This is a genomic window from Ruegeria sp. G5, from assembly GCF_056533365.1.
This window is the reverse complement of the sequence record NZ_JBQFOK010000006.1, coordinates 195,864-220,024: the sequence shown is the minus strand read 5'-3', so window position 1 is coordinate 220,024 and position 24,161 is coordinate 195,864. Positions and strand designations below refer to the sequence as shown.

At 56.2% G+C, this 24,161-nt stretch carries 21 protein-coding genes and 1 tRNA gene; 7 read left to right on the top strand and 15 right to left on the bottom strand.

Annotated elements, in window-relative coordinates; translation table 11 throughout:
- The coding region (locus ACR0BD_RS12900; protein WP_480830992.1) for a hypothetical protein at positions 1 to 813 on the top strand (813 nt) is incomplete at its 5' end.
- Positions 814 to 943: 130 nt separating this feature from the next.
- On the opposite strand, the gene ACR0BD_RS12895 is transcribed toward ACR0BD_RS12900, so the two are convergent.
- The 4 genes from ACR0BD_RS12895 to recA all read right to left on the bottom strand — a co-directional run bounded on the left by ACR0BD_RS12895 (position 944) and on the right by recA (position 6,130).
- Entirely contained in the window at positions 944 to 1,567 is a 624-nt protein-coding gene (locus ACR0BD_RS12895; protein ID WP_480693597.1) for a transglutaminase-like cysteine peptidase, read from the bottom strand.
- 363 nt (positions 1,568 to 1,930) lie between these two features.
- A complete protein-coding gene (locus ACR0BD_RS12890) occupies positions 1,931 to 2,218 on the bottom strand; it encodes a DUF1330 domain-containing protein (RefSeq protein ID WP_480693598.1) in 288 nt (95 codons plus the stop codon).
- Between the two features lies 1 nt (position 2,219).
- Positions 2,220 to 4,889 carry an alanine--tRNA ligase gene (gene alaS / locus ACR0BD_RS12885; RefSeq protein ID WP_480830989.1) on the bottom strand — a complete coding sequence of 890 codons (2,670 nt, stop codon included), beginning with the start codon at positions 4,887 to 4,889 and terminating at the stop codon, positions 2,220 to 2,222.
- A 176-nt stretch (positions 4,890 to 5,065) separates the two neighbouring features.
- Complete coding sequence (gene recA, locus ACR0BD_RS12880) at positions 5,066 to 6,130, bottom strand: recombinase RecA (RefSeq protein ID WP_480693600.1); 1,065 nt, start codon at positions 6,128 to 6,130, stop codon at positions 5,066 to 5,068.
- A 192-nt stretch (positions 6,131 to 6,322) separates the two neighbouring features.
- Here recA and ACR0BD_RS12875 point away from each other — a divergent pair, with 192 nt between their 5' ends.
- Positions 6,323 to 6,916, top strand: coding sequence for a sulfotransferase family 2 domain-containing protein (locus ACR0BD_RS12875; protein WP_480830987.1), 594 nt, complete (start codon positions 6,323 to 6,325; stop codon positions 6,914 to 6,916).
- A gap of 4 nt (positions 6,917 to 6,920) precedes the next feature.
- Here the strand turns inward: ACR0BD_RS12875 and ACR0BD_RS12870 are convergent, their stop codons facing one another.
- From ACR0BD_RS12870 to guaB, 3 genes are all read right to left on the bottom strand, one after another.
- Positions 6,921 to 9,227 (bottom strand): ATP-binding protein, encoded by a 2,307-nt coding sequence (locus ACR0BD_RS12870; RefSeq protein WP_480830985.1) that lies wholly within the window; start codon positions 9,225 to 9,227, stop codon positions 6,921 to 6,923.
- Positions 9,228 to 9,313: 86 nt separating this feature from the next.
- Complete coding sequence (locus ACR0BD_RS12865; RefSeq protein ID WP_480830983.1) at positions 9,314 to 10,474, bottom strand: RsmB/NOP family class I SAM-dependent RNA methyltransferase; 1,161 nt, start codon at positions 10,472 to 10,474, stop codon at positions 9,314 to 9,316.
- Positions 10,475 to 10,555: 81 nt separating this feature from the next.
- Complete coding sequence (gene guaB / locus ACR0BD_RS12860; RefSeq protein WP_480830982.1) at positions 10,556 to 12,004, bottom strand: IMP dehydrogenase; 1,449 nt, start codon at positions 12,002 to 12,004, stop codon at positions 10,556 to 10,558.
- A gap of 217 nt (positions 12,005 to 12,221) precedes the next feature.
- Here guaB and ACR0BD_RS12855 point away from each other — a divergent pair, with 217 nt between their 5' ends.
- Entirely contained in the window at positions 12,222 to 14,267 is a 2,046-nt protein-coding gene (locus ACR0BD_RS12855) for an ASKHA domain-containing protein (protein ID WP_480831000.1), read from the top strand.
- Positions 14,268 to 14,290: 23 nt separating this feature from the next.
- Entirely contained in the window at positions 14,291 to 15,148 is an 858-nt protein-coding gene (locus ACR0BD_RS12850; RefSeq protein WP_480830980.1) for a class I SAM-dependent methyltransferase, read from the top strand.
- 1 nt (position 15,149) lies between these two features.
- Here ACR0BD_RS12850 and ACR0BD_RS12845 read toward each other — a convergent pair.
- From ACR0BD_RS12845 to ACR0BD_RS12825, 5 genes are all read right to left on the bottom strand, one after another.
- Positions 15,150 to 15,223, bottom strand: a tRNA-Gly gene (locus ACR0BD_RS12845).
- 66 nt (positions 15,224 to 15,289) lie between these two features.
- On the bottom strand, positions 15,290 to 16,117 hold the full coding sequence (locus ACR0BD_RS12840) for a polyphosphate kinase 2 family protein (RefSeq protein WP_480830978.1): 828 nt from the start codon (positions 16,115 to 16,117) through the stop codon (positions 15,290 to 15,292).
- A 128-nt stretch (positions 16,118 to 16,245) separates the two neighbouring features.
- Entirely contained in the window at positions 16,246 to 17,307 is a 1,062-nt protein-coding gene (locus ACR0BD_RS12835) for a methyltetrahydrofolate cobalamin methyltransferase (RefSeq protein WP_480830976.1), read from the bottom strand.
- Between the two features lie 9 nt (positions 17,308 to 17,316).
- A complete protein-coding gene (locus ACR0BD_RS12830; protein WP_480830998.1) occupies positions 17,317 to 18,243 on the bottom strand; it encodes a methylenetetrahydrofolate reductase in 927 nt (308 codons plus the stop codon).
- Positions 18,244 to 18,269: 26 nt separating this feature from the next.
- Positions 18,270 to 18,566, bottom strand: coding sequence for a virulence factor (locus ACR0BD_RS12825; RefSeq protein ID WP_480693609.1), 297 nt, complete (start codon positions 18,564 to 18,566; stop codon positions 18,270 to 18,272).
- A 240-nt stretch (positions 18,567 to 18,806) separates the two neighbouring features.
- On the opposite strand from ACR0BD_RS12825, the gene ACR0BD_RS12820 reads away from it, so the two are divergent.
- From ACR0BD_RS12820 to ACR0BD_RS12810, 3 genes are read left to right on the top strand one after another with little or no spacing between them, the layout of a single operon-like run.
- Entirely contained in the window at positions 18,807 to 19,919 is a 1,113-nt protein-coding gene (locus ACR0BD_RS12820; RefSeq protein WP_480693610.1) for a Ppx/GppA phosphatase family protein, read from the top strand.
- 13 nt (positions 19,920 to 19,932) lie between these two features.
- Positions 19,933 to 20,289: a hypothetical protein gene (locus tag ACR0BD_RS12815; RefSeq protein WP_480830974.1), complete on the top strand. Its 357-nt coding sequence runs from the start codon at positions 19,933 to 19,935 to the stop codon at positions 20,287 to 20,289.
- A 30-nt stretch (positions 20,290 to 20,319) separates the two neighbouring features.
- On the top strand, positions 20,320 to 21,036 hold the full coding sequence (locus tag ACR0BD_RS12810) for an RlmE family RNA methyltransferase (protein ID WP_480693612.1): 717 nt from the start codon (positions 20,320 to 20,322) through the stop codon (positions 21,034 to 21,036).
- A 1-nt stretch (position 21,037) separates the two neighbouring features.
- Here the strand turns inward: ACR0BD_RS12810 and ACR0BD_RS12805 are convergent, their stop codons facing one another.
- From ACR0BD_RS12805 to ACR0BD_RS12795, 3 genes are all read right to left on the bottom strand, one after another.
- On the bottom strand, positions 21,038 to 21,226 hold the full coding sequence (locus tag ACR0BD_RS12805) for a hypothetical protein (RefSeq protein ID WP_480830972.1): 189 nt from the start codon (positions 21,224 to 21,226) through the stop codon (positions 21,038 to 21,040).
- A 98-nt stretch (positions 21,227 to 21,324) separates the two neighbouring features.
- The gene (locus ACR0BD_RS12800) at positions 21,325 to 23,223 is read right to left on the bottom strand and encodes a multiheme c-type cytochrome (protein WP_480830970.1); all 1,899 of its coding nucleotides are present in this window, start codon (positions 23,221 to 23,223) and stop codon (positions 21,325 to 21,327) included.
- Entirely contained in the window at positions 23,220 to 24,086 is an 867-nt protein-coding gene (locus ACR0BD_RS12795) for a YihY/virulence factor BrkB family protein (protein WP_480830968.1), read from the bottom strand. Before ACR0BD_RS12795 ends, ACR0BD_RS12800 begins: the two co-directional genes overlap by 4 nt.
- Between the last annotated feature and the right edge of the window lie 75 nt (positions 24,087 to 24,161).

The following is a 24,161-nucleotide window of genomic DNA, read 5'->3' as shown; positions in this document are numbered from 1 at the left end:
GGTGGAACCGACGGTGGTGGAACCGGCGGCGGCGGCGGTGGAACCGGCGGCGGCGGTGGTGGAATCGGCGGCGGCGGTGGTGGAAGCGGCGGCGGCGGTGGCGGAACCGGCGGCGGCGGTGGCGGAACCGGCGGCGGCGGCGGTGGAACCGGCGGCGGCGGTGGTGGAACCGGCGGTGGCGGTGGCGGAACCGGCGGCGGCGGTGGTGGAACCGGCGGTGGCGGTGGCGGAACCGGCGGCCCAGGGAATGGCAACGGAAACGGTGGCAACCCTGGCAATGGCGGCGGAAACACTGGCGGCTCAGGACCGGGAACTGGCAACGGTGGCGGAAACAACGGTAACGGCAACGGCGGCGGTGGTTCCGGAAACGGCGGCAGCAATGGTGGAAACGGCGGCCAAGGCGGCAACGGAAACGGTGGCGGCAATGGCGGCCCAGGGAATGGCAACGGGAATAGTGGCAACCCTGGCAACGGCGGCGGAAACACCGGCGGCTCAGGACCGGGAACTGGCAACGGTGGCGGAAACAACGGTAACGGAAACGGCGGCGGCGGTTCCGGCAACGGTGGCAGTAACGGAGGTAATGGCGGCCAAGGCGGAAACGGTAACGGCGGCAACAATGGCGGCCCCGGAAACGGCAATGGAAACAGTCCTAACTCTGGGAACGGCGGTGGGAACACCAGCGGATCCGGTCAAGGATCTGGCAACGGCGGCAGCAATAACGGAAATGGAAACGGTAACGGTGGCTCTGGAAACGGTGGAAATTCCGGCGGCGTCGGTGGCGGCAAAGGTGGAAAAGGCGGGACGATTAACTAACGTAACGGCCGTCTATACACCTACCTCATGAAACACGTGATCTGACCATCATCCAACGTTTCAAAAACATAAGGGCGCCCTTTACGGCGCCCTTTTTTAGCGTTGCGTTGGCAAAATGATCCCTGGAAAATCAGCTCTTACGATAGACACCTACCCAATTTTCGGGCTGTCTTGGATCCTGCATACGAAGGAAAAGATAGCGTGTATCGGACCAGGGTTTGATCGAGTTGGTAAGATTGTCCAAAACCAGATCGCCGGCTGCTGACCGATAGACCAATACGGCATGCGCATTTCGTCTTGTGTCGAGCACAGTCGCGATCAGCAGCTTGCTCGGGTCAATGCCCGCTCGGATAAGGTCTCGTTTCTTTAGCAGCGCAAAATCTTCGCAATCGCCGCCGCGACGGGTGGGCAAGGCCCACCGTTCAATCGTGCGATACTGTGACTGGTCAGTAACCTCGCGCGTTGTCCGATTGATCTTGCGGTTCACGCGCTTAACAATCTGCATTTCCTGGTGGCTGGTCAAAACGACCGAAGCGCCAGTTGAACATGCCCATGAATACTTATGGCAAAGTTGACGAGCCCCGGCCGGAGGCGGGGTAGACACCACACTTTCGATAAAGTTGCCTTCGCTTGCTTGGGCGTTTGTTCCCGCCAAAAAGCCAGCAAAAACAATAGCCGTAACGCTCGCAATCTTCCCTGAAATTGGGAACGCATGCCCAATGACAGTTCTTAGTACGCCTTCAACCGGATTCATGCCTGTCCCTCGATCCTAGCCTCTGTGTGCGATTGCCAACAGGCCGGACCGTATCCCCATTTAGGAAACTATCGGTAAACGGGTGCGGCAGCGCAATCTGAGGAAACGATGCGTGGGAAAAAAGGCGGAAATTCGTCACTCAATATGACCATTTCGCGCAGGAATTATGGGACGATAGCCACATTTGCGGCCCGGCTTACGAAGAGTCAGCTGAACCCAAGAATATAAGGCTTTGATTTAAATAGAATTTCAATCTACAGGCATCTCAGTGGATTCGGCCACAATTCACAATTTTGAACTTGGCCGAAATCCGCCCATCTGATGTTGTGCCCGACCGTCACCGCTCGGGCAAAACGAATGATTCTACTCGGTAATTTCCACAACCACCAATTCGCGCTCACTGGCGCCGCGGGCAAAATCCAATGCCTTTTGGTAGTCGTCGGAATTATAGCATTCCACGGCCGCTTCAACAGAAGGGAAGCGCGCCACGACGTTTCTAGGGCGCTCCTTTCCTTCCAACTGCACATATCTTGCCGCGCGCGCGATGAACTCACCCCCGTGCTTGGCAATAGCTGGTCCGGCCAGTTCGGCATATTTTCCGTAGGCTTCTGTGTCTGTTACCGTGACATGAGCAATCCAAAGTGCAGCCATTTTACCCCTCCAACACTTGTTCTGCGGCTTTGATCGCCGCATCCGAATTCGAAGCGTCCTTGCCGCCACCTTGCGCCATGTCCGGACGTCCACCGCCGCCTTTGCCGCCAAGCTCTGCAACTGCGGCCCGAACAAGATCAACCGCTGAGACCTTGTCAGTCAGATCGGTCGTCACGCCTGCAGCCACGGCGGCCTTTCCGCCAGCATCCGCGATCAAAAGAACAGCACCTGATCCGAGGCGGGATTTGTGTTCATCAATCAAGGCGGGCAAGTCCTTGCCTGAAACGCCTGTCAGCGCCTGCGCAAGGAACGGAACTCCGTTTACATCCTTGGCCTCAACACTCCCCTGACCGGAACCACCAGCCATCGCCAGATCACGGCGCAACTGCGCCACCTCGTTCTGAAGCGACTTGCGCTCATCCAACAAGGATTTCACTCGGCTTACCACGTCATCTGGTTGCGCTTTTAACTCAGCCGCGAGTTGGCCCAGCCGTTGATCCTGTGCAGACAAATGCCGGAAAGCTTCGTCACCGGTCAAAGCTTCGATCCGGCGCACACCCGCGCTACTTGCGCTGTCACCCAGCACAACAAAGGTTCCAATATCGCCAGTCTGACGGACATGGGTTCCTCCGCACAGTTCAATCGACCAAGTTTCCCCATCCTGACCCTTGCCTGTCGGAGATTTACCCATCGAAACAACACGGACCTCATCGCCGTATTTCTCGCCGAACAGCGCTTGCGCACCAAGGGCACGCGCGTCGTCCGGGGTCATAATCCGGGTCTCAACCATTGAGTTCTGGCGGATGAACGCGTTGACTTCTTGCTCGACCGTCTGAATTTGCTCAGTAGTCAAAGCCTTTGAATGACTGAAGTCAAAGCGCAGCCTGTCAGAAGCGTTCAGCGAACCGCGCTGCGCAACATGGTCACCCAGCGTTTCCCGCAGTGCTTCGTGCAGCAGGTGTGTTGCCGAGTGGTTAGCCCGGATCGCAGAACGACGGGCATGATCAACCTCAAGCTCGACCGCGTCCCCTTTGGACAGGGTTCCTTTATCGACCGTTACCTTATGGGCATAAACCTTACCTTCGGCAAATTTACGCGTGTCTTCGACGCGTGAAACATCGTTGCGTTCTTCCAGGCGGCGAAGTTCGCCCGAGTCACCGACCTGCCCGCCTGCTTCGGCGTAGAACGGTGTCTGGTTCACTACGACCCAACCGGTGCCGCCTTGCTCAATCGTGTCGACCAAAGCACCGTCAACAACCAGCGCAGCGATTTGTCCTTCGGCTTTCTCAGTTTCATATCCAAGGAAATCTGTCGCACCTGCTGCATCGAGAACATCGAACCAAACGGCCTGATCGGCGGCCTCTCCGGACCCTGCCCAAGCAGCCCGGGCCTTGGCCTTTTGTTCCGCCATGGCTGCATCGAAGCCATCCACATCAACGGTCCGACCTTTTTCGCGCAGAGCATCCTGCGTCAGATCCAGCGGAAACCCATAAGTGTCATAAAGTTTGAACGCAGCATCACCGGGCAATGCGGCCCCATCCGCCAAACCGGCGACTTCGTCGTCCAACAGTTTGAGACCGCGATCCAGAGTCTGTTTGAACCGGGTCTCTTCGAGCAACAGAGTCTCTTCGATCAGTGCCTGAGCTTGGCCTAGCTCTGCGTAATGCGCGCCCATCTGCTGAACCAGCGTCGGAACCAGGCGGTGCATAACCGGATCCTTGGCCCCCAGTAGATGCGCATGACGCATGGCGCGCCGCATAATCCGGCGCAAAACATATCCACGACCGTCATTGCTGGGCATTACACCATCGGCGATCAGGAACGAGGTCGAGCGCAGGTGATCCGCAATCACACGGTGATGCACGTTCTGATCCCCGTAAGGATCAATATTGGTCACATCCGCCGACGCCTCGATCAGAGTCTTGAACAGATCAGTGTCATAGTTGTCGTGGCTGCCCTGAAGCAGCGCACCTATGCGTTCCAACCCCATGCCCGTGTCGATCGACTGCATGTCGAGTTCCACCATCGAGCCGTCTTCGAACTGCTCGTTTTGCATGAAAACGACGTTCCAAATTTCGATGAAACGATCGCCATCCTCTTCGGCTGAACCCGGAGGGCCTCCCCAAATATGGTCACCGTGGTCGTAGAAAATTTCTGTGCATGGACCACAAGGCCCTGTTGGCCCCATCTGCCAAAAATTGTCGTTGGTCGCGATGCGGATGATCCTGTCCTCGGGAACACCAACTTTTTTCCAGATATCGAACGCCTCGTCATCGGTATGGTAAACGGTCGTTAGCAAACGTGTTTTATCAATCCCGAATTCTTTGGTGATCAGCTCCCATGCAAAGGGGATGGCTTCATGTTTGAAGTAATCCCCAAATGAGAAGTTCCCCAGCATCTCAAAGAATGTGTGATGGCGAGCCGTATAGCCCACGTTATCGAGGTCATTATGCTTACCGCCAGCACGCACACATTTCTGTGCCGTGGTCGCGCGCGAATAGTCCCGCGTTTCGAGGCCGGTGAACAGGTTTTTGAACTGCACCATTCCGGAATTCACGAACATAAGCGTCGGATCGTTGCGTGGAACCAATGGGCTGGACGCAACCACCTCGTGCCCCTGCTTGGAAAAGTAGTTCAGAAAGGTCGATCGTATATCGTTCAGCGTGGGCATCAGGCTCTCTCAGCGCGCAGTCGTTTGGGTTTGCAAAGGTTTAGCCCTGCGCCCCGGAAGTGTCCACAGGTCAGGCACCACAGAACGAAACAAGGCAGCCCAATGGACCGCCTTGTTGCAGAATTCTTAGCGCCGTCTATCCGGCACAGTTTTCATTTGTTCCCTTCAGCCGCGCTTCACGCTTCCAGGATATCGTCATCCTCGGTTTGCGGCGGCATATCAAAGTCCAGACCGTGTGCAGCCCTGATTTTATCCTCAATCTCAAGCGCGACGCGGCTATTGTCGCGTAGGTATTGCTTGGCGTTCTCACGCCCCTGCCCAATCCTTTCATCGCCGTAGCTGAACCATGAGCCCGATTTTTCGACCACACCAGCTTTTACGCCCAGGTCCAAAAGCTCACCCATTTTTGAAATACCTTCGCCATACATGATGTCGAATTCCACCTGTTTGAACGGCGGCGCCACCTTGTTCTTGACGACTTTCACACGGGTCTGGTTGCCCACAACCTCGTCACGGTCCTTGATCGCGCCGATACGGCGGATATCCAAACGGACCGAGCTGTAGAATTTCAGCGCGTTACCACCAGTGGTGGTTTCCGGGCTGCCGAACATAACGCCAATCTTCATCCGAATCTGGTTGATAAAGATGACCATGCAGTTCGAACGGCTGATCGAGCCGGTTAGTTTACGCATAGCCTGGCTCATCAAGCGGGCCTGAACGCCGACATTGCTGTCGCCCATGTCACCTTCAAGCTCTGATTTCGGCGTCAACGCTGCAACCGAGTCGACCACAACCATGTTCACCGCACCCGACCGCACCAGAGTATCGGTGATCTCAAGCGCCTGTTCGCCGGTGTCAGGTTGTGAGATCAGCAGCTCATCCAGATCAACGCCCAGCTTGCGTGCATATTGCGGATCCAGCGCGTGTTCCGCATCCACGAACGCACAGACACCACCGCGTTTCTGCTGTTCCGCGATACAATGCAAAGTCAGCGTGGTTTTACCCGAGCTTTCAGGGCCGTAGATCTCGACAATCCGGCCCATCGGCAAGCCACCAATTCCCAGCGCAATATCCAGACCCAGAGATCCGGTCGAGCTGGCATCGATATCCTGCTTGGCGTCTTCGCCCAGCTTCATGATCGAGCCCTTACCGAACTGCCGTTCGATCTGCGCCAATGCGCTATCCAACGCCTTTTGCTTATCCGCGCTTTTCTTGTCGTTCATTGTCAGAAGATCCGCCATTGTCCTGTCGCCTTCTCTTGTGTCACACCCTTGAACGGGCGGCAATCACTGCTTTGTTCGCCTCTTGTTCCTTATGGGACCAAAAAGAGAACATTTCAACTAAAACTTACAATACTTACTGTTGGGCAATTGTGTTAAAGAGTCGTTTACGCCAATCTGTCACGGTCAAATATGTCCAGAACGGGTGGGTAAATGCTTGTTTTCTATAAGGAACGCCTTGCGTTTCTGTCTGTTCCCAAAACGGGTAGCACAGCCTATCACACAGCCCTAAAAGATCGAGCTGATTTCGTCATTTCAGGCCCACCCGATCTGAAACATGCGCCGGTTCGACGGTTTGACCGATTTTTTCAGAATATTTTTCGAAAAATGTATGACACCGAGCTTGAGGTCATGGCAGTGGTGCGGGAACCGGTTGATTGGCTGGGAAGCTGGTACAGGTTTCGCGGTCGTGACGCGCGCATCGGGCACCCTCATTCGACCCATGACATGAGCTTTGATGATTTTGTTCTGGCTTACATGCAAAACCCAAGACCCGAGTTTGCCGACGTTGGCAGCCAAAGCCAATTCTTCCGAACACGCAACAACGGCCGTGGGGCCGATCACGTGTTCAAATATGAAAACCAGGACAAGATACTGGAATTTCTTGAAAACCGCCTGGAAATGAAAATCTCACTCGCTCGGGAAAACGTTTCTCCGAAACGGGATATGTTCTTGAGTGACCACACCAGGCAAAAATTCCACCAACAATATGCGGCAGAGTTTTCATGTCACGAAGCTGCGCTATAGCGGATCAATTCAGCTGGCGAAAAACGGTTTCTGTCAGCTGTGTCAGCGAAAACGGTTTGGGCAAAAACGCAGAATTGGCGACCTCAGGCCCAGAATCACCAAACGCGCCTTCAGTGTAGCCAGACATGAAAATAACCTGAACATCCGGGCGGTTCGTCAACGCCTGGCGCACCCAGGTTGGGCCATCAAGGCCTGGCATAACGACGTCTGTAACGAAAACATCCACATGCAGAGAGCTGTCTTCTAATAGGCGCAATGCCTCTTCACCCGAGTCGGCCTCCAGAACCGTGTACCCCTTTAGCCGCAGCGCGCGGGTGGCGAAAGCACGGACCGGAGCCTCGTCTTCGACCAATAAAACGACACCCTCACCCTGCCGACCCGTTTGCGCAGCATGCGGCGTGTCATGTGGCACTTCCACAGTTTGCGGCTGGGTCGACACCGGCAAGAATACCGTGAATTCTGTACCCCTCCCCACGATGCTATCGACAAAGATGAAACCGCCTGTCTGTTTGACAATGCCGTATACGGTGGACAGGCCGAGCCCCGTGCCCTCACCCGTTCTTTTGGTCGTATAAAAAGGCTCAAACACTTTTTGCAGTTTGTCGGCAGGTATACCGGTGCCACTGTCGATTACTTTGACAGTCACGTATTCACCCGGCTGAACGGCGGCACGGTCCCGACGAAGCGGTTGGGTTAATGTGACAACCTCGGTCTCAATCCGCACCTCGCCACCCTCAGGCATGGCATCGCGGGCATTCACCACAAGGTTCATGAATACTTGCTCAAGCTGCCGTTTGTCGGCGCGCACTGGTTTGAGCACAGGATCGTGGCTCAGCGTTAACCTTACCTTTTCTCCAACCAGTCGGTTCAGCAAATGGATCAGGTCGGAAATTGTATCGCGCAGGTCCAGAACTTCGGGCTTAAGGGTTTGTTTTCGGGAAAATGCCAGCAACTGGCTGACTAAGGCCGCCGCACGATTTGCGTTTTGATTGATCTGAACAAGATCACTGTAATTTGGGTCATTCTGGTCGTGTCTTAGCAGCAAAAGATCGCAATGCCCCGAAATGGCGGTGAGCAAGTTGTTAAAATCATGTGCAACACCGCCCGCAAGTTGCCCGACTGCTTGCATTTTCTGGCCCTGGACGAATTGCGCCTCGAGCGTCTTTAATTCGGTCGCGTCGTTCAGAATAGCGATCAACGACACCTGCCCATCGTTGACAATTCGGTTTAGCGTGACCTGTACAAATACCTCTTTGTCCTGTCTGGAAAGTCGCAAGAATTCCGAGCCAGCCACAGCATTTTCCGACGCCGCACGTGTCAGCCAGTCATGGATGGGATAACCCAAACCCTGCATGACCTCGGCAACATTGGTTTCGTAAGGTGTTACCCCTCCCACCAATTTGGTCGCCAACTTGTTGGCATCCAACACTAAACCTTCGGGTGACAGGCACATAACGGGCACGGGCAGTTCAGCGAACGGGGTCTCTGACGTAGGGCTGTCCGCTCCGGCTAACGGCAGAATGAGAACATCTCTGGCCGCTCCTGCTCGGGATAATTCATAAAAAACGACCGACGTTGTGCCCTGTGCCGTTTTGATCCGAGCGATTTCTCCGGACGACGGAGGGTTTTCTCCCAACGCAAGTTTTTCACCGACCAGTTGGCAGCCCAGAACGTGTTCAGCCATTGCGTTGGCGCGCAGCACCGTTCCATTTCTTCCAAGAGTCAAAACCGGGGCCGACATGCCGGTCCATTGACTTTGAGCGTCCAGATGAAAACGCCAACAGAACACATTTTGACCAACGGCAAAGACAGAGACGGGAATAGAGGCTCCGACGCTCACGATCTCTTCACTCGCCTTGCCGTGAATCTCAGCCAAAGACTGCAAACGGAGAAGCACAGCAGCCGGATTGGCGATTGTGGTTTTCAAACACGTATTCAAACTTGATCCCAAACGAGCTTGGAACCGGTTTTGAGCCTCGGAATTTGCCGACAAAATCCGACCATCTGCATCAGCAAGCAAGCAGGGAAACGAATCTTGTTCCGCAAAGATCGCCATTACCCTGACTTCGCGTGCCGCAGACCATTCTGACAACCACCCCTTGAGCGCAAGCAAAATGCAGGCGCATAGCAACGAGATCGCTGCGACTGTAAATTCCGGCACCCATCCTAATGGAATTGCGCCCGCGTAGGCGGCCAAAAGGATGAGTATTCCCAAAACGGTTGTGGACGCCAAGCGAGCCAAGTCAGGAAATTTTCGAAATGATGGATAAGGAAAGAATTCAGTAGTCTCGGGCATAACAACTCGGGTCATCGGGCTTTCTGGTACTGAGCCCAAAATTGGTTAATGACCGCTTAAGTTTATGCGGGCAAATTTACCTGAGGTTGTTATTTTTTGATTCACTGCCGCGTCAAGTGTGAAGAGAAAAAGCCATCCGTTCCGTGCGAAACAAGCCACGTTTTTCGGAACGTTTCGCGCCATTCGGGGCGCGACGTCGCGAACGCTTCTAGGACGCCAGCGTTTTCCGGGTTCAGCATCGAGCACGTGGCATAGGCTAAAACCCCACCTTCGCAGACCATTTGGGTGGCCTGTTTCAGGATTTGCAACTGCAAGGCACACAGTTCATCCAGCCGATCTTGGGTCAGGGCCCATTTACCCGCAGGCGCACGCCGCCACGAACCGCTGCCCGAACAGGGCGCATCGACTAAAACAACATCAAAGGGTGCTTGGTGCTGTAGTGTACCCGGCTCAAGAATCGTTACTTGGGCTCCTGCCCTTTCAGCCCGCGCAGGCAAGTCCTGCATCCGGGCGACATTCGCATCATGGGCGAATACATGCACATCCTTATGCGCGGCCAAGGCAAGGGACTTGCCCCCGCCACCTGCACAATAGTCCAGAACGCGAAACCCCGGGCGTAGGTCAAGTTTTTCAACGACGGCTTGACTGGCCGCATCCTGAAGCTCGACTAAGCCGCCCAGATAAGCAGCGCTGCGCGCGATTTTGCGCGCGCCCTCGACAACCTCCAGCGCAGTTTCACATGCAGGGTGCGGTTGAGCAGCAATACCGTCTGCCTGCAAGGCATGAATCGCATCTGCCTTTCCTGCCTTGAGAAGATTGACCCGCAAATGCACAGGGGCCCGATTTTGCAAGGCGCGTGCAACTGGAATGGTTTCGTCACCAAGAGAGTTACAGAACAGGGGCCACAACCATTCAGGAATATCGTATCGCGCGGCGTCTGACGTGAATTCTGAACTGGCTTCTTCTGGCTTTACCGGCGCTGGTGTATGACGCTCACCAGTAAAGAAGTCGCCGGGTTCAATTTCGGCAGCGCGCAATGATCCGATCATCAACCCACGCCCGGTTTCACCCCCACCCAGCGCGGCGAACGAGCGTCGACACCTGATCGCATCGAACACGTGGTCCCTGACGGCTGCCCTATCCTTGGATCCGGCAAACCGGCTGCGCCTGGCCCATCCCGTCAGGGCTTTTTCTACGGGAGCGCCGTTCAGGATTTCATCAAGAATTTCGATCGAGGCTTGTACGCGTGCGGCGGGTGTCATGGAAAGATCCGTTTCGGATGCGGCAAAAAAAGCAAAAACGGCGCCCAAAATATGAGGGCGCCGTTCCAGACGGGTCAGGTATCACATAATGCGGTAGTTCGGGCTTTCGCGCGTGATCTGAACATCGTGCACGTGGCTCTCTTTCAGGCCAGCGCCGGTGATTTTGACAAAGCTACAGTTGCGCCGCATCTCTTCCACAGTCGCGCAACCGGTGTATCCCATTGCTGCGCGAAGCCCGCCGACCAACTGGTGAACAACTGCGCTGGCTGAACCCTTGTAGGGCACCTGCCCTTCGATGCCTTCTGGCACAAGCTTGTCGTTCGCCGCGTCTTTCTGAAAGTACCGATCCGCAGAACCGCGTGCCATAGCGCCAAGGCTGCCCATTCCACGGTAAGATTTGAATGACCGACCCTGATACAAGATGACTTCTCCGGGGCTTTCATCCGTACCAGCGATCATCGATCCAACCATGGCGCAGGATGCACCAGCGGCGATCGCCTTAGCAAAATCGCCTGAGAACTTGATGCCGCCATCTGCGATGACCGGCACATCTCCGGCAGCAGACGCGCAATCCATGATCGCCGTCAACTGAGGTACACCCACGCCCGCGACCATCCGCGTTGTACAGATCGAACCCGGTCCGATCCCAACTTTGATCGCATCGGCACCAGCGTCGATCAGCGCCTTGGTGGCTTCGCCCGTGGCGACGTTACCCGCGATGATTTGCACTTCGTTGGACAGTGTCTTGACCCGCTTAACCGCATCCAGAACGCCTTGCGAATGGCCATGCGCGGTATCGACAACAATGATATCCACACCGGAATCCACCAACTGCTCGGACCGTTCGAAACCTGCATCGCCGACCGAGGTTGCTGCAGCGACCCGCAGGCGCCCCAGTCGGTCCTTACATGCAGTCGGGTTCAAAACAGCCTGCTCAGTGTCTTTCAGGGTCAACAACCCGGTCAGCTTGCCCGACCCGTCGACAACCAGCAACTTTTCGATCCTGCGCGCTTTCATGAGGCTTTTTGCCTCTTCCAGATCAGCGGGTTCCTGAAGCATCGCCAGATTTTCGGTCGTCATCATTGCTTTGATCGGCTGGTCATCCGAGGTCGCAAACCGCATGTCTCGGTTGGTCACGATCCCTACGACGCGTCCCTCGGGGTCTACGACGGGAAAGCCGGTAAAGTTGTACCGTTCGACCAAAGCCTTTGCGTCAGCCAGCGTCTGCTCCGCCCGCAATGTGACCGGATTATAGACAATACCGGATTCAAACCTCTTGACCCTGCGTACTTCGCGGGCCTGTTCCTCGGTCGAGAGGTTCTTGTGGATTACACCGATCCCACCTGCCTGTGCCATGGCGATGGCCATGCGCGCCTCGGTCACCGTATCCATGGCCGAGCTTAGCAGCGGGATGTTCATGGTGATTTCACGCGTCACGCGCGTGGTCGTATCTGCCGTTGCGGGCAGCACAGAAGATGCGCCCGGAACCAGAAGAACGTCGTCAAAGGTGAGTGCCTCACGAATCTGCATCTACTAACCCCATGCAAAAGCCCGTTTGGCGGTGACCCTATTGCATGGATTGACCAGAAGGGAAAGCCCCTTCCAAACCGAGACTGCCCCAGCGCGCCAATCCCGCGGCAGAAAACGACGCTCGCCGTGCAAATCGTGCCGCTAAATGCCCTTTCCCTTTGAGCCTAAACTCATATCTTGCACCGCATACGCGCGAATACAAAAAGGTATGTCCCTGATGACCACCGAACCACTTGTCGTCTTTACCCCATCCGGCAAACGAGGGCATTTTCCCATTGGCACTCCGATTCTAACGGCAGCCCGGCAATTGGGCGTCGATCTGGACTCGGTCTGCGGTGGACGTGGGATCTGCTCGAAATGTCAGATCACACCCAGCTATGGCGAGTTTCCAAAGCATGGCGTCACAGTAGCTGAGAATGCCCTGAGCGAGTGGAACGCGGTCGAACAGCGTTATGACGACAAGCGCGGCCTGAAACCGGGCCGTCGCCTGGGATGTCAGGCATCGGTGCAGGGTGACGTCGTCATCGACGTACCACCAGAAAGCCAAGTGCACCGTCAAGTGGTTCGCAAAGCTGCAGCTGCCCGCGCGATTACCATGGATCCGGCCACGCGCCTGTATTTCGTAGTGGTGGAAGAGCCAGACATGCATTCGCCCACAGGTGACCTCGAGCGGTTGGAACGCGCCTTGCGTCAGCAATGGAACATTGATGCCGTCACAGCAGACCTGTCTTTGATGTCCAAGTTGCAACCTGTTCTGCGCAAAGGCAAATGGGAGGTTACGGTCGCCGTCCACAAGGGTCACAAAGACACCGTAGGCCGTATCGTCGAAATCTGGCCCGGCCTGCACGAAAACGGCTTGTACGGCCTGGCAATCGACCTCGGCTCGACAACTATCGCGGCTCACCTGACCGATTTGGAAACCGGTGAAGTCAAAGCGTCATCGGGACTTATGAACCCACAGATTCGTTTTGGCGAAGACCTGATGAGCAGGGTTTCCTACGCCATGATGAACCCCGGTGGCGATCAAGAAATGACGAAGGCCGTGCGCGAGGCGATAAATGATCTGACCACTTCGATCGCGGATGAGGCCGGAATTGACGCCGCGCTGATCGTCGAGACTGTTTTTGTGTGCAACCCGGTGATGCACCACCTGCTGCTGGGCCTCGACCCGGTTGAACTGGGGCAAGCGCCATTTGCGCTGGCTACTTCTGAAAGCATGTCCCTGCCCGCGCGCGAAATGGATCTGACCAAAATGAACCCGCGCGCGCAGATCTACATCTTGCCCTGCATTGCGGGTCATGTCGGTGCCGACTGTGCCGCCGTTGCGCTGTCCGAGGAACCCGGCAAATCCGAAGACCTTGTTCTGATTGTGGACGTGGGCACCAACGCCGAAATCCTGCTGGGCAATACCAGCCGCGTTCTTGCGTGCTCGTCTCCCACCGGCCCTGCTTTTGAAGGCGCGCAAATCAGCTCGGGTCAGCGTGCTGCCCCCGGTGCGATCGAACGGATTGAGATCGATCCTGTAACCAAAGAGCCGCGCTTTCGCGTCATCGGCTCGGACAAATGGTCGGACGAAGACGGCTTTGATCAGGATGTCGCGACAACCGGCATTTCAGGCATATGCGGGTCGGGCATTATCGAAGCCGTGGCCGAAATGCGCATTGCGGGCCTCTTGGACGAAAGCGGCCTTATCGGTTCGGCCGAGCAAACCGGTACAGCGCGCTGTATACCCGAAGGCCGCACCCACGCTTACCTGATCCACGATGCAAGTGCCGACGGTGGCCCACGCATTACAGTGACCCAAGGCGATATCCGCGCGATTCAACTTGCGAAATCAGCGCTCTACGCCGGTGCCCGCCTGTTGATGGACGAAATGAATGTCGACACGGTGGATCGGATTGTTCTGGCTGGCGCGTTTGGTGCGCATATCTCGACCAAACACGCAATGGTGCTGGGCATGATCCCCGACGCACCGCTGGAAAAGGTCTCAAGCGCGGGCAACGCGGCTGGAACCGGCGCGCGTATCGCGCTGTGCAACATTGGATCACGTGTCGAGATCGAACGGGTTGTGCGTGAAATCACCAAAGTTGAAACCGCGATCGAGCCCAAATTCCAAGATCACTTCGTGGCTGCAAACGCGATCCCCCACAAAACGGATCCTTTCCCAGAGTTGGCGCAAGTGGTCACCCTGCCCTCACCGTCCTTCAACACGGGCGGCGGAGATGAGGAAAAATCTGGTCGTCGTCGCCGCAGAAGGTCATAGTCACCGTAACGAACGGAGGCGTCATGTCATTAGCGAACGAAGAACAGGCCGAGTTTTGGGGTAAATCACCTTCGGGCGCAAAGTGGCTGACCTATGAGGGCCAGATGGACACCCTTCTGGCCCCGGTTCTTGATTTGGTCATGCAGCGCGCCTCGCTTGCCCCCGGACAACGTGTATTGGATATCGGGTGCGGCACGGGGGCAAGCTCTGTTCTGGCGGCACAGGCTGTAGGACCCGACGGTCACGTTCTAGCCGCGGACTTTTCGCAACCGTTTTTGGATCGGGCGGCACAACGGGCATCCGACGCCGGGCAAAGCAACATCACTTTTCAATACGCCGACGCCCAAACCTATCCGTTTCCCGAAAGCGACTGTGACGCGATGATCTCGCGTTTTGGCGTCATGTTTTTTGAAGACACCGTTGCCGCCTTTGCCAACATGGCCAAGGCGCTTAAACCGGGCGGGAGGATGACTTTTGCTGCTTGGGGGCCTTTGTCGGACAACCCTTGGTTCCGACTGCCCCATATCGCGGCGACCGAACGACTTGGAACACCGCCCAAAATGGACAGAAACGCCCCCGGACCTTTGGCTTTTCACGACCGGGATCGGGTTTGCGGTTTGCTTGAACAGGCCGAACTGACCCAAATTCAGGTTGACGCCGTGCCCTTGTCTTTGCCGGTTCACGGAACAATCGATGAATGCGCAGCGCTTTGCACGCGCATTGGCCCCGCCGCGCGCGTCATCGCACATTTCGATGGCACACAGGACGATATCGCGGCTATCCGCCAAGCCGTAGCCGGGCAGTTCAGTCCCTATGTGCAGGGCGACGTTGTAGAAATACCAGCGGTCATCAACCTGTTTCAGGCGCGTCGTTCCGCGTAGCTGGAGCGGGTAACGGGAATCGAACCCGTAACAAGAGCTTGGGAAGCTCGTGTGATACCTTTTCACCATACCCGCGCTGCTGCTCGAAATAGCATTCCGAGTTGCTGAACTTCAAGCGCCTTTCCCTGTCTCCAGCTTGGTTTATTCTGTTCGGGCACGCAGACTGTCGATCAATGATTGTTCGACATCCAACGCCTCGGATGCCGCATCCAACGTACGCTGATCCAGATGCTGCGGACTTAGGTCGACACCTTCCGAGAAAGCGTCGACGATCGCCCGCATTGCAGTGATCCGCGCATATTTCTTGTTGTTCGATGGGATGACATGCCACGGTGCAATTTCAGTTGAAGTCCGTGCGAGCATTTCATCCACCGCTACTTCGGCCGCGGCCCAGCGTTCTCGGTTTCTGAAATCTTCATAGGTCAGTTTCCAACGTTTCATCGGGTTCTGAAGGCGTTCCGTGAACCGTGCCATTTGCTCGTCTTCCGAGATATGGAAAAACAGTTTCACGATGCGGGTGCCATCATCCACCAGCATTCGTTCAAATTCATTGATTTCGCGATACCCGGCCCGCCAGCGGTGCTCCGGTGTGAACTGTTCCAAACGCTCAACCAAGACCCGGCCATACCAGCTGCGGTCAAAGGCCGAGATCGCGCCCGCAGGCGGCAGCCGTTCCCAAAACCGCAACAGGTAATGCCGGTTCAGATAGTAGTTTCGGGGCGCGCCAATCGGCCAAACCTTAAAGCTGCGTGGGTCCAGTGCCTGACTGATACGGCGTATCGTGCCGCCCTTGCCTGCGGCATCCCAGCCTTCGAACACCAGAACGCCTTTGAGGCCGTGAAACAAAAACGCCTGTTGGATCAAGGCCAATTGCGCCTGTAGCGAAACAAGCTTTTCAAAATACGCTTTCTTTCCCAACCGCTTTGTCAGGTCTGCATCGGCAAGTTTCGGGGAATGGTGTGCGCTCATGAAAAACTCGGTTGCGATGGTGAATAAAGACCGAGTGTCCCTTATGCCGCAGCTTCCGGCATTGATCGGTATCAAACAAAAAAGACCGGGCAATATGCCCGGCCTTAAAATCGCAACTGTCAGATCGCTTAAGCGCGGCGGCGACGACCACCACCCCGACGGCCCCCTGCAGCACCAGCTGCACCTGCTTCATCCGGGCTTTTGTTGAACTTGATCCACTCACCACCATGAGGGTCGTTGTTCGTCAGCAGGTTGGCCGCACGGATGGCTTCCATTTCCTTACCCGCGCGCGGTTTGGTCGACCCTAGTCCGAACAACTGGCAGAACGCTTCGTCATCCATGTCCGCAGGCAGAACGATACCCTTGGCCTCGACCTCTGCTTTTTTCTCGGCCAATTTCTTGGGGCCGACCGGCAGCGCAACCGGGTTCATGATCGCCGAGGTCATACCTGCGCCCATAGCCATCGGCAGGAACGCGTTGTTGATGCCGTGACGGTTCGGCAGACCGAACGAGATGTTGGACGCACCACAGGTGGTGTTCACGCCCAGCTCTTCGCGCAGACGACGGACCAAGGCAAAAACCTGCTGACCAGCGGTTGCCATCGCACCGATCGGCATAACGAGCGGGTCTACCACGATGTCGTGCGCAGGAATGCCGAAATCAGCGGCGCGCTCAACGATCTTCTTGGCGACGTCGAAACGAACATCGGGGTCTTCCGAGATACCGGTGTCATCGTTCGAAATCGCAACAACCGGAACGTTGTATTTTTTGACCAGCGGCAGGATCTGCTCAAGCCGCTCTTCTTCACCGGTGACCGAGTTCAGCAGCGGACGTCCTTCGGCAGTCTGCAAACCCGCTTCCAGTGCGCCCGGTACCGACGAGTCGATGCACAGCGGTACATCGACCAGACCCTGAACCAGCTCGACGATCTTGGTCATAAGCGGCGGCTCGGTTTCATTGGGGTTGGGGTTCGAGTTGTAGACAACACCCGCATTGATATCCAGAACGGTTGCGCCTGCTGCGACCTGTGCCAGCGCGTCTTTTTCTACGGTTGAGAAATCGCCCGCTTCCAATTCTGCCGCCAGTTTCTTGCGCCCGGTCGGGTTGATCCGCTCGCCGATCACACAGAACGGTTCGTCGAAGCCCAGAACGGCGGTTTTTGTTTTTGATTCTACGACTGTACGGGTCATGTCCGTTCCTTAGGAGTTTGCAGGCTTTGCCGAGGCGCCGCCGTTGTTAATTGCCCAGTTGGCGTTGGTCTTGATGCCGCCAAGCGGGAAGAAGTGCACGTTTGTGATGTTGAAGTCCGGGTTCGCCGCCTTGTGGTTTGCCAACTCGGTCAGAACGTCTGTCGGCTCATAGGGCAGCAACAGTTTGGATACGTCCATCGCACGTTTTTGCAGGACCTTCAGCGATGGCCCAACACCACAAGCGATTGCGAACTTGATCAGTGTCTGCAGCTTGGCCGGACCCGCGATACCGATGTGGATTGGCAGGTCGATGCCTGCGGCCTTCAAGCCATCGGCCCATTCGATGATCGGCTTGGCGTCGAATGCGAACTGTGTCGCCAGCGCCATTTCGGCATCGGTGGTCTCAGAGAATTTCTGCTTCCAACGCAGCGCGTCGTCGACATTCTTGGTCGAGCCGTCCGGGTCGATGTCTTTGTTGCCCTCGGGATGGCCCGCGACGTGCAGACGTTTAAAGCCAGCTTTGTCGAACAGACCGCTTTCAAGCAACTGCATCGAGCTGTCGAAATCGCCATGCGGCTTGTCCACACCACCAGCCAGCAACAATGCTTGATCCACACCTGCTTCGCCCTGATACATGGAAATCCAGTTTTCCAGCGTCGCGGCATCCTTGATGATCCGCGCAGGGAAATGCGGCATAACAGGGTATCCGTCGGCGGCCAGACGCTTGGCCGTTTTGACCATGTCTTCGATAGGAGTGCCCTCGATATGGGCGATGTATACGCGGGTGCCTTCGGGCAGCAGCGCGCGGAAATCTTCGACCTTTTCGGCGGTGCGCGGCATTACCTCGATCGAATAGCCCTGCAAAAAGGCTTCGACAGTCGGGTTTACCGGGGTGTTTTCTACTGCATCACGTTTCTTGAAGTTCAGCAAAGCCATCGCGGCCTCCCATAAAGATTTAGGGCTCATGCCCAACCGTCATTTGCGATCAGCGCCTTTATCCGGTCCTGATCATATTCCGTTTCAAGGCGCGTCGCTTCTGCCTCGGCTATCTCGGACGGATCGCCCTCGACGGCAAAGGGTTCGGCTTTGCGCCATTCGGCCAGGTAGGCATCGCTGTCCTTGGCATTCACCTTCATGGCGGCACGGTCGATTGCTTGTTCAAACCGTTCTTCCAACTGCCGCTTTGCACCGCGACGGCCTTTGCCGACGATGACTTGAGCGGGAATGTCGCGCCAATAAACAATGGTGACGTCAGGCATCGCCTTTGATTCCTCCTAACCAGATGGGCTGGTTCTAAACATCTATATGGGCAAGCGTCGGTCGATTTTCGACACACGGGGTATTTCAAGCGACCTTTTTGCCGACAATGGAATACCAACCTTGTAACGAACTATGTGCAAACACCCACATCAAAATTCTCATCACTTTAATGAGCGTCTTGCGCGATTCAGGTGCGCGACCTATGGTCGGGGTAACTCGAAAATCGGAGGGCGTTAAAGATGGCGCCCAAGCGTCCCAAAGGTGCGGGCGCGTTCCCGAAGGCGGTCGAAAGCCCCGCGCCGGCAAGGCCCGATCCAGACGCGTTGTATGCGGCACTGGATTTGGGAACAAATAGCTGCCGCATGTTGATTGCCCAACCCAAGGGCAGTGGATTTCATGTGGTCGACAGTTTCTCCAAGTCGGTCCAGTTGGGCGCTGGCTTGGAAAGGACGGGACGTTTGTCTCGGTCTTCGATGGCGCGCACCATTCAGGCTTTGCGCATCTGTCAGCAAAAGCTAAAACGCAACAAAGTCAAACGGATGCGCCTGGTCGCGACCGAGGCTTGTCGGCGTGCCAAAAACTCGCGCGAATTCATCCGCCAGGTCAAACGCGAGACGGGGCTGAACCTGGAAATCATCCAGACTGAGGAAGAGGCGCGCCTTGCCGTCATATCCTGCGCGCCTTTGGTATCGACCAAAACCGAGCAGCTGCTTGTCGTGGACATCGGTGGCGGCTCGACCGAGCTGGTTTGGATAGACATCTCATCCGTTCCGCGTCGTGACCGACCCGCAGCGATCATGCGTCTGCACCATGGATTTCACGCCGCAGAAAGCCCCTTCCCTGCCGCCAAAGTTGTGGACTGGATCAGCGTTCCGCTGGGCGTCGCAACGCTGCGCGACCAGTTCAACGATGTCGAGGACGACTCGGCGCGTTTTGCATTGATGAGCTGGTTTTTCGAGGAAAATCTGGCTGATTTCGCCCCCTACAAGGACGAACAGGCCCGAGAAGGCTTTCAGATCGTTGGCACCAGTGGAACTGTCACGACTGTCGCCGCATCCCATCTGGGGCTCAAACGCTATGACCGGACCAAGGTCGATGGCCTGCGTATGACCAGCGATCAGATTGACAAGGTGATCCGCGGCTACCTCGAGCTTGGCCCACAGGGACGCCGTCGCGATCCGCGCATCGGGGACGACAGACAGGCCCTGATCATGTCGGGTTCGGCTATTTTGCAGGCGCTGTTGCGGTGCTGGCCCACCGATCGTCTTTCCGTCGCAGACCGAGGGCTAAGGGAAGGCCTTCTTTACGCGCAAATGAGCGCGGATGGTGTGTTGGAAGACGGACCATTCTGAGGCCTGGTCCGGCATGCCCCTGACAACCGTTGCCATCGCATACCGGACCTCTACTGCGGCGACCGCGATCTGCGCTCTGGAATCTGCCGGTTTTAATGTGTTCTGCCCTGGGTTTCATGTCGCAAATACCCTGCCGCATTACGCGCTTGGCATTGGTGGCATTGCTATCGCCGTCCCGGGCCCTCAGGCAACAGACGCGCTGACATTGCTACATAGTTTTTCTGCGCCACAGACTGACCCGGATACAATTCGCTACAAAGCCCTGAATGGGTTGGGATGGCTGGCCTTTGGTGTTTCTTCACCTTGGCCCGATCTGTTATTGAAAGATATGCCGCGCCAATGCCTTGATACCGACGAGGTGAACCGCTAAGGGCGCTCCAGCCTTCAGGAGACCGATTTCATGGCCAAAAAACCCAGTGGCAAAAACACCTCTGGCCGCGGGCAGCGCGACCTGAAGGTAAAGGTAAAAACCGCACGTGGTCGCAAGCTTAGCTCGACGCGCTGGCTGGAGCGTCAGTTGAACGACCCGTATGTCAAGCGCGCACAAGCCGACGGGTATCGCGGCCGTGCTGCCTATAAGATACTGGAGCTGGACGACAAGTTTCGCTTTTTAGTCCCCGGCGCGCGCGTCGTCGACCTTGGTTGTGCACCCGGCGGCTGGCTTCAGGTCGCTGTTAAGCGTGTGAACGCGCTGGGTGAGAAAAGCGGTAAGCGGATCGGAACCGTTTTGGGTGTTGACCTGCAAGAGGTTGAACCTGTTGCAGGTGCCGAAGTGCACCAGCTTGATTTCATGGAAGACGATGCAGATGCCAAGGTAAAAGAGTGGCTGGGCGGTAAGGCGGATGTTGTCATGTCCGACATGGCCGCTGCCTCTTCTGGACACAAGCAAACAGATCACCTCAGGATCATGGCTTTGTGTGAAACAGCAGCATACTTCGCTTTCGATGTGCTTGAGGAAGGCGGTACATTTGTCGCCAAGGTCCTTGCTGGCGGTGCAGAAGGAGACCTGCAGAAGCTGTTGAAGCAGAAGTTCAACAAGGTTTCGAACGTGAAGCCCCCGGCCTCACGCTCCGACAGTTCCGAAAAGTTCGTGGTCGCGACAGGGTTCCGCGGCTGACTTAATCGTCAAGCGAGATCTGATCACCAGCCAGAACCTGCTCACGAAGGGATGCAGACGCTATTCCCTGCATCAGCAAAGCCTCGCCGTGGTTGAGGTATTCGGGTTGGCGGGTCCGCAAATCCTCGATCCGTTGCGACAAGGATAAGGGTCGCTGGAGCTGCGAGGAATGTACCGGTTTGTCGAACATGGGTCACCTTTGAACAAGACAGGCATTGCGCCCTGCCATATGTGTTAAAGGTGAAATTTGCCCTGAAAATGGCTGAAAACAGGCGTTGCCATGCCGTTTCAGCGGCTCAACTGGTCTTGCAACTGCAACAAACCCGGGTGGTCAGGGACCCGCGACAAGCCTTGCTGCAACACGTTAAGCGCGGCGCCTGTTCCTTTGTTAAGCTGCACAAGCTGAACCAGGATCGGCCAAGCCTCAGCGCGCTGCGGGTCCAGCAGGACAACCTCGCTAAAGGCACGCTCGGCCGCTTCTGCGTTCCGAAATGTCAGCGCCATTCCTCCTAAAACCATGTGGGTTTCCGGAAAGTCGAGGCGGTTGGACAATGCGCCCTGCCACTCGGACATCGCTTGTCCAGACGCCTCTTGCTGCTGCGCGCTCATCGCTTGCGGGGGGATGGTCAGAAACTCTTTTGCGGCCGAAATACGCACGTTTCGCATAGGGTCCGACAATAATGGCGTAAGTCTTTGCACCTGCTCTGGCACCGACGCGAACCGTTGCAAAACAACGGCGTTCGCGCGCACAAGCGGGTCCTCATCGGACAAAAGACCGGTGGTTTGCGCGGCGATTTCCGGCGACCCGAACTCCTGCAGCAAATAAGCAGCGGTTGCCCGTACTATTCCTGCCCGATTGGTGTCCTTAGCCACGTCCAAAAGCGCCGCCGGATCGGTGGTTGCTCCGGTCAAAAACTGGTTAAAGACAGTTCCGTAGTGCGGCTTCCGTTCCACGGACTCGGGGAACCATTCTTCCAACTGCGCTGCAGCCCATCCCTGCCCTTGGTCTCGATGGCAATCGGTGCATGCATCTTCGCCCAGTGCCAGATCAGGACGCGGTATGCGAAAGCTGTGATCCCGGCGACCATCAACCCCCATATAGACACGCTCGATCATGTGGCATGACTTGCACTGCGCGCCCTCGCTGTCTTCGGGATGATGGTGATGCGCAGCTGTGTCGTATTCTTTTGCTGCCAACGTCGGGAACCGAGGGTTCCCCGCAGGCGAATGGCATTGGGTGCAGACGCCGTTTCCATCCGCCCTGAGCGTCGCGTTGTGCGGCTCGTGACAATCCATGCAACCGACGCCTTGCGCGTACATCTTGGATTGCAGAAAAGAGCCATAAACATAAACTTCGTCCAGGATCTGTCCGTCCGGGTGATACAGCCCTGGTCGCAGCACGGCGAGGTTGTAGGCATCGTGGAAAGGCGTTCCCGGCACCGGATTGCCGTCTCCGTGTGCTTCGCGACGTGAATGACAACCGGCGCATTGCTGGATTTCGGCTTCGGTCTTTCCCTGCCCCCATTCCATCGTAAAGCCATATTCGGTCAAGCCGTCAGCGACAGACTGACCTTTTGTCCAATCGACATGCGCAGAACCGGGGCCATGACAAGCTTCGCAGCCCACGCCGATTTCAGATTGCTGCGAACTATACGATCGCGACACAGGATCATATTTCTTCTCAAAACCGGTCGCATGGCACTCGGCGCAGCGCGCATTCCAGTTTTTATAAGGCCCAGTCCAGTGCAATCCGTCATCAGGTGGTAAATCCTGATCCGGATATAAATGAAACCAGCGCTTTTCTTCCGTGTCCCAAACGACGTCAAAGCTTTGCAAACGTCCGGGTTCGGTTTCGAAAAGGTATTGCTGAAGCGGTGCAATTCCCACGACAGAGTGAACACCGTATTCGGTTGTCACCCCGTCCTTTTCTGTCACCTGTGCGCGTAAACCATCATCGTTATTGAAGGTGACGGACATCCCATCATGGTCGAACCGCGTCGAGTCAAAGTCAGCCTCAAGACTTCCGCTGTCTGATTGCGTCCAAGCCAAAGCGTGGTGCGATTGCGCCCAGGCTGCTGCCTCGGCCTCGTGGCAGTCAGAACATTGATCCGATCCGATATACGAAGGGGTTTGAGCAAACGCCAGAGCAGGCGTGACCAAGCCTAATAAGAGCCAAAGCAGCCTCAAAACGAACTCCCACTATCGGTATTTTGTAAATCCATCAACGCGCCGTTGAACTCGGCCCCAAGGATCAGGATAGCTGCGCAGAGATACAGGAAGATCAAAGCCGCCATTGCCCCTGCCAAACCTGCGTATGTCGTGCTGTATGATGCGAATTGACTTATATAAATCGAGAACGCCCAACCGCCTGCTGCCCAAAGTGCAAGGGTCAGGATAACGCCGGGCAAAATTTGCAGTATTGAGTGTCGTCGGGTCGGTAAAATCAAATGCGCAAGCAGCACAGTGCCCGCCGGAACGGCCACCGTGAATGTCCACCTCAGCCGATCTATTGACAGCCACTGGGATACGTTCACATCCGTTCTTTCCGAGACCAGTTTGGTATAAAACGGCAAGACGACTTCAACGGCCGCAATGGCCAGAATTGTAGCCCCCCCCACGATCACCAATCCAAGGCACAGCAGTCTTATTTTCCAAAACGGCCAGCTATCGTGGTCATGATAAGCTTGGTTCATTGCGGCCCGCACGGCGACGACGCCATTCGAAGCAAAGAAGATCGCCAACAACCCGCCCAGCGTGATGACGCCCGAGCCTGATTGCTGCAAAACCGCCCGCAATTCGGCGACGATCGGCTCGGCCACATCACGTGGCCAGGCGCCAAAAATCAGCTCGATCAGTTCTTCGGTCACATAACCTTGTGACAGCGCCCCCGCCAACGCCACTGTAAAAAGCACAAAAGGAAACAGCGCCATCATCAAAGACATCGCAACGTGGCTGCTCATCACCAAGCCGTTTTTGGCACCGAAGCGCCCAAGCGCCAACCACAACGCCTGCAATGGTCGCCACAGAGAAGGAATCACACTGGAATTCATGGGGTAAGCCTAACCTGACCGTCGCGATCACAGAACCGTCAAAACCCCAATGGCTGCAAATTAACTTGGTCAAAT

What these genes read in the sequence shown, in the direction of transcription:
- ACR0BD_RS12835 (WP_480830976.1), bottom strand. Translation starts at nt 17,307, where the DNA reads ATGACCCGTACAGTCGTAGAATCAAAAACAAAAACCGCCGTTCTGGGC.
- ACR0BD_RS12840 (WP_480830978.1), bottom strand. Translation starts at nt 16,117, where the DNA reads ATGAGCGCACACCATTCCCCGAAACTTGCCGATGCAGACCTGACAAAG.
- ACR0BD_RS12865 (WP_480830983.1), bottom strand. Translation starts at nt 10,474, where the DNA reads ATGACACCCGCCGCACGCGTACAAGCCTCGATCGAAATTCTTGATGAA.
- alaS (WP_480830989.1), bottom strand. Translation starts at nt 4,889, where the DNA reads ATGCCCACGCTGAACGATATACGATCGACCTTTCTGAACTACTTTTCC.
- recA (WP_480693600.1), bottom strand. Translation starts at nt 6,130, where the DNA reads ATGGCGGATCTTCTGACAATGAACGACAAGAAAAGCGCGGATAAGCAA.
- ACR0BD_RS12850 (WP_480830980.1), top strand. Translation starts at nt 14,291, where the DNA reads ATGTCATTAGCGAACGAAGAACAGGCCGAGTTTTGGGGTAAATCACCT.
- guaB (WP_480830982.1), bottom strand. Translation starts at nt 12,004, where the DNA reads ATGCAGATTCGTGAGGCACTCACCTTTGACGACGTTCTTCTGGTTCCG.
- ACR0BD_RS12820 (WP_480693610.1), top strand. Translation starts at nt 18,807, where the DNA reads ATGGCGCCCAAGCGTCCCAAAGGTGCGGGCGCGTTCCCGAAGGCGGTC.
- ACR0BD_RS12895 (WP_480693597.1), bottom strand. Translation starts at nt 1,567, where the DNA reads ATGAATCCGGTTGAAGGCGTACTAAGAACTGTCATTGGGCATGCGTTC.
- ACR0BD_RS12805 (WP_480830972.1), bottom strand. Translation starts at nt 21,226, where the DNA reads ATGTTCGACAAACCGGTACATTCCTCGCAGCTCCAGCGACCCTTATCC.
- ACR0BD_RS12810 (WP_480693612.1), top strand. Translation starts at nt 20,320, where the DNA reads ATGGCCAAAAAACCCAGTGGCAAAAACACCTCTGGCCGCGGGCAGCGC.
- ACR0BD_RS12815 (WP_480830974.1), top strand. Translation starts at nt 19,933, where the DNA reads ATGCCCCTGACAACCGTTGCCATCGCATACCGGACCTCTACTGCGGCG.
- ACR0BD_RS12855 (WP_480831000.1), top strand. Translation starts at nt 12,222, where the DNA reads ATGACCACCGAACCACTTGTCGTCTTTACCCCATCCGGCAAACGAGGG.
- ACR0BD_RS12875 (WP_480830987.1), top strand. Translation starts at nt 6,323, where the DNA reads ATGCTTGTTTTCTATAAGGAACGCCTTGCGTTTCTGTCTGTTCCCAAA.
- ACR0BD_RS12890 (WP_480693598.1), bottom strand. Translation starts at nt 2,218, where the DNA reads ATGGCTGCACTTTGGATTGCTCATGTCACGGTAACAGACACAGAAGCC.
- ACR0BD_RS12830 (WP_480830998.1), bottom strand. Translation starts at nt 18,243, where the DNA reads ATGGCTTTGCTGAACTTCAAGAAACGTGATGCAGTAGAAAACACCCCG.
- ACR0BD_RS12825 (WP_480693609.1), bottom strand. Translation starts at nt 18,566, where the DNA reads ATGCCTGACGTCACCATTGTTTATTGGCGCGACATTCCCGCTCAAGTC.
- ACR0BD_RS12795 (WP_480830968.1), bottom strand. Translation starts at nt 24,086, where the DNA reads ATGAATTCCAGTGTGATTCCTTCTCTGTGGCGACCATTGCAGGCGTTG.
- ACR0BD_RS12870 (WP_480830985.1), bottom strand. Translation starts at nt 9,227, where the DNA reads ATGACCCGAGTTGTTATGCCCGAGACTACTGAATTCTTTCCTTATCCA.